Source organism: Acetanaerobacterium sp. MSJ-12, assembly GCF_018917875.1.
GTDB classification, from domain to species: Bacteria; Bacillota; Clostridia; order Oscillospirales; family Ruminococcaceae; genus Bittarella; species Bittarella massiliensis.
This window is the reverse complement of the sequence record NZ_JAHLPK010000005.1, coordinates 124,000-139,189: the sequence shown is the minus strand read 5'-3', so window position 1 is coordinate 139,189 and position 15,190 is coordinate 124,000. Positions and strand designations below refer to the sequence as shown.

Here is a 15,190-nt window from a genome sequence, read left to right as displayed (position 1 = left end):
CCCCTTCCTTGGCGCCCATCGCGGCGGTCCCCCACCTCACGGCGGCAGACAGGGCCCAGCCCTCCCCTTGTCCGCCGTGTCTTTGCATGTTCATGACCGCCTGCGCGGGCAGCAAGCGCATCCTCAAACTGTGAGGGAAGGGCGCGCCCTCCCTCCCGGCAGGGGCCGCCCCCCTCCCCCCGCACGCAAACACAGAAAGTGGCCCGGCAGAAATATCTGCCGGGCCACTTTTCCTTACAAAAGGCGTTTAAAGCGGCTTTTTATCCCCTCTAAAGGGGTGAGGTGAACACAGCCTTCGCCCAAACTGCTTCCCATCTGCGATAGGTTGGCCAGATTACGGCGGCTGTCTTTTGGGCATTTGCACTTCGCCTCATCCGCGCAGGTCCTACCCGCGCGTCCGCTCCCGCCGCCACTGCAGCGTTACCACGCCTCCCAGCGCGCCCAGGCAGAGGAGCAGTGCGCCCCACCGCCGCTCGTCGCCGGTGTTGGCGGTGTCCTCGCCGCTGTCGCGCCGCGCCACCTCGCTGTTTTCGGTGTAGCCGTCGGGGTAGACCGGGTCGAGGGTGTCAACGCCGATGGCGCCGCCGCCCTCCGGCCACCGGTCCCCTGCGGCGGGGGGCTCCTCCGGCCGGTCGTCGGGGGGATATCCCACCGCCGTGGCCGTGTTGCCGATGCCCTCGGTGAGGGCCTTCTCGTTGAGGGTGGCCTCGAATTCGACGACATACTCCTCCCCGCCGTAGAGGTCGCCCAGACACACCGTCAGGGTGTGCGCCTTTTCGTCGTAGCTGTAGTCGGCGGGGGCGCGCCGAACGCCGTCCGGCCCGACCACACAGAGGGTGTCCAGGTCGGGGGTCAACCCGGCGGGCAGCCGGTCCCGCACCCGGACATCGGCCCACAGGGACCCCGCCTTCCGGTTGCCGACGGCGATCCGGTAGCCGACCGCGTCGCCCACATAGAGCACCTCGCCCTCACCGGTCAGCCGCTGGGCAGTCTTTTCGATGTAGGGGGCGGGGGCCAGGGGCAGCACCGTCTCCTCGTCGCCGGGCGTCACCCCCTCGCTCCAGACGTCCTCCACCGGCTCGCCGTCGGCGTCGGTGCCCTGGACGAGGGCCATGTTGCGGATGCTGACCCCCCCTGTGGGGGAGACGGCCTTTTCGTTGACGGTGGCCACAAAGGTCACCGTGAAGGTCTGCTCGGCAAGGAGGGTGCCGGCCTGCACCGTCAGCGTGTTGGTGGCCTCGTCAAAGGCGACCCGCTGGTCCGCGTCGGAGCAGGGGGTGCCGTCCGGCCCCACCAGCCCCACGCTGTCCAAATCGATGGTCAGGCTGGCGGGCAGCCGGTCGGAGAGGACCACGTTGTCCCACTGGGAGTGGGCGGTCTTGTTCCTGGCAGTCAGGGTGTACTGCACCCTGTCCCCCACCGTGTTGGGGCCGTCGGGGTGGGTCAGGTTGGCCGCCGCCTTGACGATCTCCCGCTCGGCGGGCCGCAGGGGGATCAGCACGACCTCCACCCGGTGATTTCCTTCCAACTGGAGGAAGGCCACCTTGTCGCGGCCGCTTAAATCCCCGCGCAGCTGCCCGTCCATATACACCCGGGCGACGGTGTAGCGGGCGTCCACCACCCACTCCACCTGGGCGTCCGCCCCGGCGGCGTAGTGGGTCGTGGGGGTGATGGTGCCGATGCCGCCGGTGATCGCCGTCTCCACCCGGTAGAGGCTGTCGGCCGGGTCGGGGGCGGCCTCGCCATCCCACCGCAGCACCACCTTGACACGGTGGTCCCCGGCAATGGTGGTGAAGTCCATCTGCCCGCTCTGGGCCACGGCGTCGGTCTGCTCAACGCCATCCACGTACACCCGGTCCACGACCCAACCGGCGGCGGCCGACCAGTTCACCTGGTGGTCCGCCCCGCGGGAGAGGGTCGCCGTGGGGGTGATCTCCCCCTCCCCCACGATCTCCGTGTAGATGGTGAAGAGGGTCCTGTCCTTCTCCTCGTCGGCGGGCTGCGCCTCCAAAATCACCACGATGTGGTGGTCCTCGGCGATGTCGGCGAAGGTGTAGCCGCCCTGGTCCAGCAGGGCGTCCATCGCCCGGCCGTCCACCAGCACGGTCTTGACCCGGTAGCCCGCGGCCGCCGTCCAGGCGACCGGGTAGCTGTCCCCGCTCTCCACCGCGCTGGAGCTGGTGATGGTCCCCGGCCCGCCGTAGAGGTCGGTGCGCACCCATAGGCTGTCCTCGGGGGCGGGCGGCTCGACAGCGCCCTGGGTAAAGACCACCGACACCCGGTGGTTTTGGGCGATGTCGGTGAAGCTGACCTGACCGGCGGCCACCAGGTCGGGCCGCTCGATGCCGTCCACCGTGACCCGCAGCACCGACTCCCCGTCGGCGGCCCGCCAGGTGACAGTGTGGTCGGCGCCGGGTTCCACCCGGGCCGAGGCGCTCACGCTGCCCCCGCCCACACTGGCGGTGTCCACCCGGTAAAACGCCTCGTCTTCGGTCGGGGTCCCCTCCGCCTGCACCTGTACGAACAGGTAGTGGTCGCGGTCGATGTCGGCAAAGGTGAAGCTGCCGGCGCGCAACAGGTCGTCCCGGGTCTCCCCGTCCACGACGACTGCCGTCACCAGGTAGCCCGGGTTGGCCGACCAGGTGATGGTCCGCTCCTCCCCCCGCTGGATGTCCAGCTGGCTGTGGGTGATGCTTCCCGGTCCCCCGGTGAGCGCCGTCTCAATGCGGTACAGCTCGTCGGCCGCGGGGGCGTCGTCCCTCTGTAAAAACACCTGTACCATGCAGTCCTCGGTGATGTTCGTCAGCGTCACCCGGTTGTCGCTCACCGGCAGCTGGGTCACGATCGGGCCGCGGTAGCAGAGCACCTTTTGCACGGTGTGGCCGCTGCCGGGCGTCCACTCGACAGTGGCCGAATCGCTGGGGTTGACCACCTTGGAGGGGGTGATGCTGCCGGGCCCGCCCAAGATCTGGGTGTTGAGCAGCAATTGGTCCAGGGGGACCGCATCCGGCTCGCGGTAGATGACCTCCACGATCTGGTTTTGCTGGATGTCGGCAAACAGCCGCTCCACCGGCGGCGCGTCGGCGCTGGTGTGCTCGTCGTACACCGTGATGCCGTTGACGGTGATCTGGGACAGGATCCCGCTGCCGGTGGCGTTCCAGCGGACGGTGTGGTCCTCCCCCTTGCGCACCGAGACAGAGGGGGTGATCTCCCCCGGGCCCCGCACAATGGTCTGCACGTAGGCGTACTGGCTCACCGTCCGCACCTCCACGGTGTGGTCGGCCGCCACCCCCTTAAAGGCGATGGAGCCGCTGTCCGACACCGGATAGGCGTAGCCGTCCACCAGCACCTCGCTGACGCTGTACCCCGCCTCTGCCGACCAGGAGACAGTGTGGTCCGCCCCCGCCTCCACGATGCTGCTGGGGGTGAGGGTCACGTGGCTGTCGCCGGCCGTGGCGACGAGGTAGTTGTCCTTGACAGGGCGCTCGCCCACCGTGAAGGCGGCAAACGCCTCGTGGGCCCGGCTGTCAATGGGCAGGCTGTGCCCCCCGCCGAGCACCAGGTCGTCCCGCACCTGGCCGTCGATGAGCAGCAGCCGGGTGTAGTGGTCGGCCGCCGGCTGCCAGGTGAGCTGGGCCGACCCGTCATAGGGGTAGCAGCCGGCGCCGCCGACCGTCCCCTCGCCGTCCTTTGTAAAGGAGACCGGAAAGCGCAGGATGTCCGAGGCCGTCTCCGCATAGGCGATGCCCATGTTGTCGATGAGGAAGGAGGGGTAGTGGTTGCCCGAGTCGTCGACAAAGGTCCCCTCGATCCAGGCCTTGTTGGCGTAGGCTGTGTAGGTGCGGCTGCCCCGGGCGGTCCCCTCAAAGGACACCTCGAACTGGCCGCCGCTGACCACCGAGGTGCCGGCGCTGTTTTTAAAGACGACCTTGTTCCCCGACACCGAGCCGGTCAGCGCCGTCTTCCCGCCGGTGGGCGTCACGTAGTAGGCCGAGATGGTGCCGGCGTCCACGTCCACAAAGGCGGGCACCTCCACCGTGAGCACGGCGTTTTTGATGCCGATGTTCTTGCTGGAAGTCGAGGTGTTGCCGCAGACGATGTTGGCGCGCAGCCGGTCGCCGGGCTGGGCGTAGTCGCTGTGGGGGTCGTACCCCGCGTCGCTGGTGGCGTAGTGCTGGGTCAGGTTGGTGACCGTCAGGTCGGTGGTGAATTCGGGCACCACAATGTCCACCGCCAGCCCCAGCGCGCTCAAGAGGGTGGGGGCGCTGCTGGTGTTGGCCAGCATGGACACCGTCTTTTCGCCGCCCTGCAGGTTCATCCCCCCGGCGTTTTGGCTGTCGTTGATCTTCATGGTGGAGAAATCGGTGTTGTACAGGGTGAATGGACTGCCGCCGTTCACCTGGGCCACAGACAGGTAACTCTGGCTGTTCAGGGCATAGGCGTAGGCCGGTCCGGGGTTGGTGGTCAGCGCCTTTCCCAATTTGCTGATCTGGGCCGAGAAGAAGTAGTCGGCGCCCCGCAGCGGCGGCTGGGAGATCTTTTTCTGGGTGCCGTCTTTGTCGGTGTAGTAGCGCAGGGTCTGGCTGCTGTCGCCGATGTCGTAGCCGTCCATCGAGACCAGGAGTTCGCCGCTGGGCTTGACCTTGCCGCCGCCCTTGATAACCAGGCCGTTGCCCTGAATGGTCACGGTGGTGGTGGCGCCGTTGACGACCGACTCGCCGCCCAGCTTCAGCTTCATCATCCGCAGCGGCAGGGCGGGGTCCTCCTCCACCACGATCAGTTTCCAGGCCCCGAATAAATCTGTGCCGGTCCCCCAGGTCCCGGCGGTCATATTGGTATAGGGGATGTTGATGCCCGCATAGGTGCCGTATCCCTGGGCCTTGACAAAATCGGTCACATCAAAGTAGCAAGAAGTCCGGGTATTTCCATTGTCACAGTAGACTTTGCTGGGATAGTACCGGTTGATGGTCCCCTTGGGCCCCTTCAGGCACATCCCGTACTGGGACAGAAAAGACGCTTTACTGTTTATAGAGTCAGAGGTCTGGGTGGCGCACACCAGCAGGTAGGCCTTGACGACCTTGGTGTTCTCCCCCCGTTTTTCCAGCACGGCGGTGCTGGAATTTTTGTTGTTTGCCGCCAGCTTTCCCCCCACGGCGTTGGGCAGGGCGTAGCCGGCGGCGTTCTCGCCGGCCGTGTCGCCGTGCAGGGAGACGGCGAAGTTGTTGGCGTTGTTGTACTTGCCCTGGGTGTTGCTGTTGCCCGCAATGTTGAACTGGTAGGGCCCCACCAGGGTCACGTCGTCCATGGCATTTTGCACATAGGTGGCGCTGTTGGGGGTGCCGATCACACCGTTCACCGCCAGCGGCTCCGTCTGGGCCGCAAAGTGGTCGCACAGCTCGTCCAACTTCTGCTGCGCCGGCTGGCTCAATTTGTCCCTCTGTGCCTCGGGCAGCGCCTCCAGCCGCTCCACCAGCGCCATCAGCCGGTCGTAGACCTGGCGTTCGCTGTCGCTGGTCAGTTGGTCGGGAGCGGGCAGGGCGGCGATCGCCTCTTCAAGTGCCGCCAGCTCCTCGGCCGCCGGGTCGGAAGGGGGCGCTTCCACTCCCGCGGATGCCCCCGTGTATGCGCCGGTCTCGGTGGCCGGGTCCTCCTGTGCAAATCCCGTCAATAGGTTGCCGGCGAAAATCGCCGTCGCCAAGAGCAGGGCCATCGCTCGGCTGCCCCACCTGGCGCCCCTTTTGTGCCGCAATCGCATGCTTTTCACATCTCCTTCTTCAGCTCCGTGTGGATGGGCGCTGGAAAAGTAAGGTTTTTCGTTCTGTGAAAAAAATGGGCATTAAAGACAAAAAAGTTGATTTGCTTTTCGCAAATCAACCAAAAAAAGCGGCATCATTTTTATTTTAAAGCGCGAATGGAAAATCTTAACTAAACACTATCAACCATTCTACCATCTAACCCAAATATGTCAAGGTTTTCTACCCAGCTCCCTGCCGCCGCCCGGGACTCCTCTCCTCCGGCGCCCGCAGCGATCCCCGCCCGTTCGCCCCTCACATCGTCGACGGCCGGCGGGAAGGGGCTCTTCTCACCCCTTCCCTTGCGGGTCGCGCGGCCGCCCTTTCCCCCGTCCCGAGGGCGGCGGAGCAGTGATGGCTTCACCCTTTTCTCCCCCTCTCCCCGCCAATCTCTAGCCAGGAGGGACCCTTTGCCTCAACGCGCCCCTCCCGCCCCAGGGCGCGTAGACGCCCCGTCCCTCCGCCCCAAAGGCGGTGGGGGCGGCTTCCTCCCCCGCAGAGGGCAGCGGGACAAGACCTCTTTCCCCCAGCACCTGTAGCGGTCTCGACGATTTATCGCTCCCCGCGCCGAAGTCGGGCGGGGAGGAACCCCTTCCCTCAAAACGCCACCCTCCCACTCCGAGGTGTGCAGACCGCCCATTCCCCGTCCCGAGGAAACGGCGGGATTGGCCCCATCCCTCACAAGGGGCAGTGGACCAAGTCCTTTCCCCCGATACCTGTAGAGATTTTGTCTGTTCCTCCCCCTCTCCTCCCCAAAATCGGGCTAGGAGGCCCCCTTTCCTCCAAACGCACGCCTCCCCCAGGGCGTGCAGACGGCTCCTTCCCCCGTCCCAAGGGCGGCAGGGCGGGAGCAGCCCTCTCCCCCGCAAAAAGCCGCGGGACAAGGCTCTCTCTCCCCAGCGCCTGTAAATGTTCCAGCCTGTCCTCCCCCCTCTCCCCGCCAGCGCCCGGCCAGGAGGGGGCCATTCCCTAGAGCGCAACCCTCTCGGCCCAAACCTGCAGGCCGCCCTGCCCCCGTCCCGAGGGCGGCGAGGGCAAACCTCTCCTCCGCAGAGGGCAGCGAACAGAAAGCCGTCTCCCCCGACAGGAAGGCTTCCTGCCGCCGGTCCCCCCTTCTCCCTTATAAAAAGAAGAGCGGGAGAGCCTTCCGCTCTCCCGCTCTCTCTCAGCGCCCTTCCACCAGTTCGATGGCTTCCTTCCCGCTCAGCCGCTCGACGCGCAGTTTCACCGCGCAGACCCGGTCGAAGAGCCGCCCGATCTCCCGCCGGCGGCCCTCCGGCCGTTGGGGGGAGTACTCGGCCGCCAGCCGTTCCAGGGCGACCCGCTTCTCCCCCTCCTCCCGCAGCACCCGCGCCCCGCCAAAGGCGACGGCGCTGCGAAAACAGGTGGTGTACCCCTGGGGCACCCCCCGGTCCTAATCGATGGTGCAGAAGGAGACCCGCTCCTCCCCGGCAATGGCGTCCAGCTTCTGTCAGACCAGGGCGCAGTGAAAGAAAATCCGTTCCCCGTCAAAGACATCGCCCAGGGGCACGGCGTAGGGGTAGCCGTCCTCCCCCGCCAGCACCCCGGCGCAAAACGGCCTCGCAGCCCTCTCTGGAAAGGGGCTGCCGCTGTCGGCGCATCTTCCGGGCCACCGCGCTCTACTCCCCTCTCTTCAGCCGCTCGGTGTCCTCTTCCACCTTCAGGATGGCGTCTTTAAAGCCGCCCACCACCACCGTCATGTTGGAGGCGATGATGGAGGCCAGGGGCTGGCCGCAGTTCTCCACCCGGTACCCCTCGATGTCCCGGTAGATGCCGTCCTCCCCCAGGTTGCAGGGCACCTTCTCTATGAGCTCCCGCCCGTCCGAGAGGAAGCAGTAGCAGCGGTAGCCCAGGCCAAAGCTCATCCCGCTCTCGAAGACGGTGCCGCTGTCGGGCTCGTGGCCGTGATAGGGGTTGAGGTTGGCGATGACCATGTTGCTGTTGCGGATGTGCAGCTGGTCGCGGTCAAAGTAGAAGGCCGAGCGGGTGTAGACATCGCTCATGTCCTCGGGCTCTTTGAGGCCGGGGGCCTCGTCGGGGGGGAAGATGCCCTCCACCCCGTGGTCCAGGGCAAAGGCCTTCATCCGGTCGCCCACCTCCCTGGCGTTTAAAAGGAAGCACTCGAACCCCGCCAGGTAGGCCCGGGGCAGCTCCCCCAGGGGCCAGGTGGACTTGGCGCGCAGGTCCTGCCGGGGGACGATGCGCTGGCCGCGGTCCTTGGCCTCTTCGATCAAGTCCATGACAATGGTCTTGAGGCAGTCCTCAAAATCGCCCTCCACGATCTTTGAGGGGACCATGTACATCAGGTTGCCGGCGGTGTGGGCGGTGGCGTAGCCCATCCCGTGCTCGTCGAGGATCTTCCCGTCGGGGCAGAGCTGGCCCACCGGGTAGCGGTGGATCACATCCCGCCGGTCGCGGGTGAAGCTGTAGAGTTTTTTGCCCCGGGCAAAGCCGACCCCCAGCTCAAAGATGGTGCCGCTCTCCGGCTCGCCGCCGCGAAAGAAGTTCACGTCCCCCACCACGATGTCGCAGTCGTCCAGGTAGTCGGGGGTGAGCTTGCGCAGGGGCTGTTTGCCGGTGGCCGGGTCGCAGTCGTCAAAGCCCATCTTCTCCTTGATGTTGGTGACCTCAAAGCCGTATTCCTCGGCCAGGTATTTCATGGTGAGCAGCTGGTGCTCGCCCCCGGGGTAAAAGCACTGGGGGCCGGTGATGTACAGGCGGGGTCTTCTCATAAAAAATGCCTCCCTTGTTTTCGTCCGCCCGCCACGGCGGGCCGTCTCGTCGTCCAGTCCCAGAGTAACAGCCCGGCTGTCCCCCTGTCAATTGACGGCCCCGCCAATATCAAAACGGTTTTTTCGACAGAGTGCCGAAATGGGCCCCCATTTTTTGTCATCCCCTATAAAAGAGTCGCCTCTCCCCGCCGCTCGTACACCAGGTCGACGATGCCATTGTACCGTTCGGCTGACACCAGCCGCAGCGGGCGCTCGACCCCCAGCCCGCCAAAGAGGGAAAGCCCCTCCCCCAGCAAAATCGGCAGCACCGAGATGCAGTAGCGGTCGATGCAGTCCGCCGCCGCCAGTTGGCGGGCCAGGTCGGCCCCGCCACAGACCCAGATGTCCTCATCCCCCCGCCGCCGCAGCCGCTGGATCAGCCGGGCCGGGGGCTCGTCGGTGAAGGTCACCTCCCCCTCTGCCGCCCGCGGCCGGCGGGTGAGCACGAAGCACTCCTTCTCCGGGTAGGGCCACCGCCCGGGGGAGAGCTCCTCCACAATTTGACGGTAGGTGCGGCCCCCCATCACCACCGCGCCCACCCCTCTGTAAAAATCGGGGTAGCTGCCCTCGCACCCGGGCTGCGACCCGTCCCCCGCCATCCAGCCCACCCCTCCGGCCCGGTCGGCGATATACCCGTCCAAACTCACGCCGATGTAGAGAACCACCCGTCTGTTCACGCCGTCTTCCCCTTTTTTGGGCCCCTGTGGGGCCCCTTTTCATGTATTTTAGCCATCCAGCCAAAAAAGCACCGCCTTTTTCCCCTTTTTTCACAAAAGGGGTTTGACGTTTTCGCCCCGCTGTATTACAATGTAGGAGAAATAGCCAAAGACGATGATAGAGACAGTACGTTTGAAACAAACGCCACAGCGAGCCGGGGGGAGTGGGAGCCCGGCGCCAGTCGTTTCTCTCGGAACATCCCTCTAGAGTTGCAAGCTGAAAGGGCGACCGAGTAGGCTTCGCCGGTTTTCCGCCGTTATCGGGAACGCATATGTTGGTATGTTGCAATAGGTGGTACAGCGAAGCGCATTCGGCCTTCGTCCTGTTTTGCAGGGCGGGGGCTTTTTTGTCGGTTTGCGCGTTTCCATAGATTCACCTTTCGCAGCGCACGAAAGAAAGCATTGGAGGTTTTGGAAAGATGTACAACAAGGTGCCCACAGATCTCAACTTTGTGGAGCGGGAGAAGGACGTCGAGCAGTTCTGGGAAAGAGAACACATCTTTGAAAAGAGCGTCGACAGCCGCAAGGAGGGCGAGACCTACACCTTCTACGACGGCCCCCCCACCGCCAACGGCAAGCCCCACATCGGCCACGTGCTGACCCGGGTCATCAAGGACATGATCCCCCGTTACCGCACCATGAAGGGCTACATGGTCCCCCGCAAGGCCGGCTGGGACACCCACGGCCTGCCGGTGGAGCTGGAGGTGGAAAAGGAGCTGGGCCTGGACGGCAAGGAGCAGATCGAGGAGTACGGCCTCGAGCCCTTCCTCAAGCGCTGCAAGGAGAGCGTCTGGAAGTACAAGGGGATGTGGGAGGACTTCTCCGCCACCGTCGGCTTCTGGGCCGATATGGAGCACCCCTACGTCACCTACGACAACAACTTCATCGAGTCCGAGTGGTGGGCCCTCAAGCAGATTTGGGAGAAGGGGCTGCTCTACAAGGGCTTCAAGATCGTCCCCTACTGCCCCCGCTGCGGCACCCCCCTCTCCTCCCACGAGGTGGCCCAGGGCTACAAGGACGTGAAGGAGCGCTCGGCCATCGCCAAGTTCAAGGCCAAGGGGGAGGACGCCTATATCCTGGCCTGGACCACCACCCCCTGGACCCTCCCCTCCAACGTGGCCCTCTGCGTCCACCCTGACGAGGACTACGTCAAGGTGGAGAGCGGGGGGAAGCGCTACTACCTGGCCGCCGCCCTCTGCGAGAGCGTGCTGGGCGAGCAGGGCTACACCGTGCTCGAGCACTTCACCGGCCGGGAGTTGGAGTACAAGGAGTACGAGCCCCTCTTTGCCTTTGTGCAGCCCAAAGAGAAGTGCTGGTACGTCACCTGTGACGGCTACGTCACCCTCACCGACGGCACCGGCATCGTCCACATCGCCCCCGCCTTCGGCGAGGACGACGCCAACGTGGGCCGCAAGTACGGCCTGCCCTTTGTGCAGCTGGTGGACGGCAAGGGCCAGATGACCAGGGAGACCCTCTGGCCGGGGATGTTCTGCAAGGACGCCGACAAAGAGGTCCTCAAAAACCTGGAGGAGCGGGGCCTTCTCTTCTCCGCCCCCACCTTTGAGCACAGCTATCCCCACTGCTGGCGCTGCGACACCCCCCTCATCTACTACGCCCGCGACTCCTGGTTCATCAAGATGACCGCCGTCAAGGACGACTTGATCCGCAACAACGACACCATCAACTGGATCCCCGAGTCCATCGGCAAGGGTCGCTTCGGCGACTGGCTGGAGAACGTGCAGGACTGGGGCATCAGCCGCAACCGCTACTGGGGCACCCCCCTCAACATCTGGGAGTGCGAGTGCGGCCACCGGCACGCCGTCGGCAGCATCGAGGAGCTGCAAAGCCTCTCCCCCAACTGCCCGGAGGACATCGAGCTGCACCGCCCCTACATCGACGCAGTCACCATCACCTGCCCCCACTGCGGCAAGCAAATGAAGCGGGTGCCCGAGGTCATCGACTGCTGGTTCGACTCCGGCTCCATGCCCTTTGCCCAGCACCACTACCCGTTTGAGAACAAGGAGCTGTTCGAGCAGCAGTTCCCCGCCGACTTCATCTCCGAGGCGGTGGACCAGACCCGCGGGTGGTTCTACTCCCTGCTGGCCATCTCCACCCTGGTGTTCAACAAGGCCCCCTACAAAAACGTCATCGTCCTGGGCCACGTGCAGGACGAAAACGGCCAGAAGATGTCCAAGTCCAAGGGCAACGCGGTGGACCCCTTCGACGCGCTGGAGACCTACGGGGCCGACGCCATCCGCTGGTACTTCTACTCGAACTCCGCCCCCTGGCTGCCCAACCGCTTCCACGGCAAGGCCGTGCGGGAGGGGCAGCGCAAGTTCATGGGCACCCTCTGGAACACCTACGCCTTCTTCGTCCTCTACGCCGACATCGACCAGTTCGACCCCACCCAGCACGAGCTGGAGCCCGAAAAGCTCTCGGTGATGGACCGCTGGCTGCTCTCCAAACTCAACACCATGATCCGCACCGTGGACGAGAGCCTGCAAAACTACCGCATCCCCGAGGCCGCCCGCGCCCTGCAGGAGTTTGTGGACGACATGAGCAACTGGTATGTCCGCCGCAGCAGAGAGCGCTTCTGGGCCGTGGGGATGGGGCAGGACAAGGTGAACGCCTACATGACCCTCTACACCGCCCTGGTGAACTGCTGCAAGGCGGCCGCCCCCATGGTCCCCTTCATCACCGAGGAGATCTACCAAAACCTGGTGCGCACCGTGGACCGCTCGGCCCCCGAGAGCATCCACCTCTGCGACTTCCCGGCGGTGGACGGCTCCCTCATCGACAGCGAGTTGGAGCGCAACATGGACCTGGTGCTGCAGATTGTGGTGCTGGGCCGCTCGGCCCGCAACGGCGCCGCCATCAAAAACCGGCAGCCCCTGCAAAACATGTTCGTGCAGGCCCCGGCCGCGCTGGAGGAGTACTACCGCCAGATCGTGGAGGAGGAGCTCAACTTGAAGGCCGTCACCTTTGTGGAGGACGCCAGCCGCTTCACCTCCTACACCTTCAAGCCCCAGCTCAAGACCCTGGGCCCCAAATACGGCAAGAAGCTGGGCGAGATCCGCACCGCCCTGGCCGGGCTGGACGGCTCCGCCGCCAAGGCCGAGCTGGACGCCAAGGGCGAACTGAAGCTGGCCCTGGCCGACGGAGAGGTCGCCCTCACCGCCGATGACCTGCTCATCGAGACCAAGCAGACCGAGGGCTTTTACACCGTGCAGGACGGCGGCATCACCGTGGCCATCGACACCGCCCTCACCCCCGCACTCATCGAGGAGGGGTATGTCAGGGAGCTGGTGAGCAAGCTGCAGACCATGCGCAAAGAGGCCGACTTCAACGTGATGGACCACATCACCATCACCCTGAAGGGCAGCGAGAAGCTGGCCGACATCGCCCGCAAAAACTGGGATGAGATCGCCTCCGACGTGCTGGCCGACGGCTTTGCCTGCGGCGAGCCCGAGGGGTACGCCAAGTCCTGGGACATCAACGGCGAGGCGGTGGAACTGGGCGTGAAGCGGGTCTAGTCCCCTTCCCCCACCCACCTTGCCACCGAGAGAGGGGCGCTGCCTGCGGGCGGCGCCCCTCTTCCCGTCTCAGCCCTCGCCCACCCGGACAATGTGGGAGAGGGGGCCTTCGCCGCCATGCGTCGCGCCCACCCTCCCCCTCCGCCCGCTCTGAAGGACTTTGGGCGGCCGCTTCGGCCGCGCGAGGGGGTCTCCCATTTCTTTGCCCCCGCCCATCGCCTTCTACCCTCGCTCTTTCTCCTGCCTCTGCCCCGGCAGCCGCCTTCCCCGGCCACCGCCAACGCGCGGATGAACACGGGATATTCGGCAGCGGTCAGACCGTCTCGGGGATGGTCCCCCCTCCCCTCGCTCACAGCGCCTTCAAAAGGTCAGCCGGAGGCATCTCCCCGGCGGCCTGGCCAGCAGCAATTCATCGCCGGGCGGGTCCTCGGGCACCTTCGGCGCCATTGCGGCGTGGGGATGACCGGCGCCCCCTCTTCTTGCCTGGGCGTCCCACGTCCCGGGGGGCAAACTGCCCTTCTGGCACATGGCCCCGACCGGCGGCCCCACCGCCCGGCCGGGCATCGGCACAAATCAAAAAAGGCGCTACGGACAAATCTCCGCAGCGCCTTTTTGCTCGGCAGGCAGGGCCTTCTACGCCCCTGCCTTCCGGCGGTCGTAGAGGACCTTGATGCCGTCGAGGATCAGGGTCTTGTCGATGGCGGTGAAACCGTGGTAGGCCTGGCTCACCGTTTTGGCCAGCCCGCCGGTGGCCACCACCCGGGCCTTCTGCCCCAGCTGTTCCTCCAGCTTTTGGACGATGTTGTCCACCGCGCCGGCATAGCCGTAGATGATGCCGCTCTGCATGCTGGCGACGGTGGAGGTGCCGATGGCCTGCTCGGGGGGGACGATCTCCACCCGGGGCAGCTTGGCCGCCCGCTGCACCAGGGCGTCCATCGAGACCTTGAGCCCGGGGAAGATGGCCCCCCCCAGGTAGGCCCCGTCGGAAGTGACCACGTCAAAGGTGGTGGCGGTGCCGAAGTCCACCACGATGAGGGGGCCGCCGTATTTGTGGTAGGCGGCCACCGCGGTCACCAGCCGGTCGGCCCCCACCTCGCCGGGGTTGCCGTAGCGGTTGTCGATCTCCACCGGCAGGTTCTCCCCCACCAGCAGGGGGGGCTTGTCGAAGTACTTTTTGATGGAGTTGATGACGGTGTAGTTGAGCTGGGGGACCACCGAGCTGATGACGATGTCCTCCACCCGGTGCCGGTCGAGCCCCCGCAGGAAGAAAAATTGGGTCACGAAGAGGCCCAGCTCGTCGGAGGTGACGGCCTTGTTGGTGGAGAGGCGGAAGGTGTGCGCCAACTTCTCCCCCTCGAAGATGCCAAACTCCATGTTGGTGTTGCCGATGTCCACGACCAAGAGCATACGTCAGATCCCCCTGCTGTTTCGGTGTTGAAAGCCCTTTTAGTGTACGGCAAAACCGGCTGCCCGTCAAGAAAAAAGAGGGGGCTGGGCCGCCCCCTTCCCCGCCGCGTCCGTCGTCCTGTACAGATTGTAACCGTATTGTATCTATTTTTTAACCACTTGTTACCTTTTGCCCCCTTTTTGTGGTGCTATAATGAAGATAAAGGAAGGGCCCGGCCTTTTGGCCCCCTTTGCGAAAGGAGTGACAGACATGACGCGCAGACACCAAACCATTTGGAGGAGCGGGCTGGCCGCCGCCCTGGCGGCCTGGATGGCCCTGGCCCTGACCGGCTGCGGCCAGAAGGAGGTCACCGGCAAACTGGACGAGACCGCCAAGGACGCCGGCAGCGCCCAGGTGCGCATCGACGGGGCGGAGATCGCCTTCAAGAGCACCATCCTGCTGGAGGTGCAGGAGCAGGGGTACGACCTCTCCACCTCCCCCGACTTTGCCGCCCTCCTGGAGCCCGGCGACCGGGTGGACGCAGGGGCCCCGGTGCCCGACGTCTACATGGGCAAGGGGGGCAAGGTGGTGGCCAAGCTCTCCTGTCTCACCGACAGCAGCGGCGAGATCCCCCTGCTCGAGGCACGGGTGGTCTCGGCCGCGGTCTTCTACAGCCCCCACCACAGCGAAGAGGTGCCCGAGAACATCCAGCCCCACGTGGCAATCGGCGGGGTCGACTTCACCGGCCTGACCCTGGACGGGGTGGACGCCGTCATGGCCGACAAGGCCAATGAGGACAGCGGGGACGTCGTCATCGGCGGGGATACCGACCTGCTCACCGGCAAGGTCCTCAGCAACGGCTACCCCGTCGGCCGCTGCCACTACTTTTTCCACTACGACCGCGACACCGACCTGCTCTCGATCGCGGAAGTGGGCGCTGTCTGAACCAAACCCAACCAAAAAGGAGGGA

7 protein-coding genes are annotated in these 15,190 nt (G+C 65.3%); 2 read left to right on the top strand and 5 right to left on the bottom strand.

Annotated elements, in window-relative coordinates; genetic code table 11:
• Positions 1-385: 385 nt before the first annotated feature.
• From KQI11_RS07360 to KQI11_RS07345, 4 genes are all read right to left on the bottom strand, one after another.
• Positions 386-5,755, bottom strand: coding sequence for an isopeptide-forming domain-containing fimbrial protein (locus tag KQI11_RS07360; RefSeq protein ID WP_216401651.1), 5,370 nt, complete (start codon positions 5,753-5,755; stop codon positions 386-388).
• 1,202 nt (positions 5,756-6,957) lie between these two features.
• Positions 6,958-7,197: a hypothetical protein gene (locus KQI11_RS13255; RefSeq protein ID WP_286172627.1), complete on the bottom strand. Its 240-nt coding sequence runs from the start codon at positions 7,195-7,197 to the stop codon at positions 6,958-6,960.
• 235 nt (positions 7,198-7,432) lie between these two features.
• Positions 7,433-8,545, bottom strand: coding sequence for a nucleoside 2-deoxyribosyltransferase (locus tag KQI11_RS07350; RefSeq protein WP_216401650.1), 1,113 nt, complete (start codon positions 8,543-8,545; stop codon positions 7,433-7,435).
• A 164-nt stretch (positions 8,546-8,709) separates the two neighbouring features.
• Positions 8,710-9,261, bottom strand: a complete 552-nt coding sequence (locus KQI11_RS07345) for a dihydrofolate reductase family protein (RefSeq protein WP_216401649.1) — start codon at positions 9,259-9,261, stop codon at positions 8,710-8,712.
• Positions 9,262-9,719: 458 nt separating this feature from the next.
• Between KQI11_RS07345 and ileS the strand changes: the two genes are divergently transcribed.
• Positions 9,720-12,833 (top strand): isoleucine--tRNA ligase, encoded by a 3,114-nt coding sequence (ileS, locus tag KQI11_RS07340; protein WP_216401648.1) that lies wholly within the window; start codon positions 9,720-9,722, stop codon positions 12,831-12,833.
• Between the two features lie 633 nt (positions 12,834-13,466).
• Here the strand turns inward: ileS and KQI11_RS07335 are convergent.
• Positions 13,467-14,240 carry a type III pantothenate kinase gene (locus KQI11_RS07335; RefSeq protein ID WP_216401647.1) on the bottom strand — a complete coding sequence of 258 codons (774 nt, stop codon included), beginning with the start codon at positions 14,238-14,240 and terminating at the stop codon, positions 13,467-13,469.
• Positions 14,241-14,490: 250 nt separating this feature from the next.
• On the opposite strand from KQI11_RS07335, the gene KQI11_RS07330 reads away from it, so the two are divergent.
• Positions 14,491-15,165 (top strand): hypothetical protein, encoded by a 675-nt coding sequence (locus KQI11_RS07330; RefSeq protein WP_216401646.1) that lies wholly within the window; start codon positions 14,491-14,493, stop codon positions 15,163-15,165.
• Positions 15,166-15,190 lie beyond the last annotated feature (25 nt).

Bases quoted from the DNA above. Each gene is read 5' to 3' on its own strand.
- KQI11_RS07360 (WP_216401651.1), bottom strand. From the start codon at position 5,755: ATGCGATTGCGGCACAAAAGGGGCGCCAGGTGGGGCAGCCGAGCGATG.
- KQI11_RS07350 (WP_216401650.1), bottom strand. From the start codon at position 8,545: ATGAGAAGACCCCGCCTGTACATCACCGGCCCCCAGTGCTTTTACCCC.
- ileS (WP_216401648.1), top strand. From the start codon at position 9,720: ATGTACAACAAGGTGCCCACAGATCTCAACTTTGTGGAGCGGGAGAAG.
- KQI11_RS07335 (WP_216401647.1), bottom strand. From the start codon at position 14,240: ATGCTCTTGGTCGTGGACATCGGCAACACCAACATGGAGTTTGGCATC.
- KQI11_RS07330 (WP_216401646.1), top strand. From the start codon at position 14,491: ATGACGCGCAGACACCAAACCATTTGGAGGAGCGGGCTGGCCGCCGCC.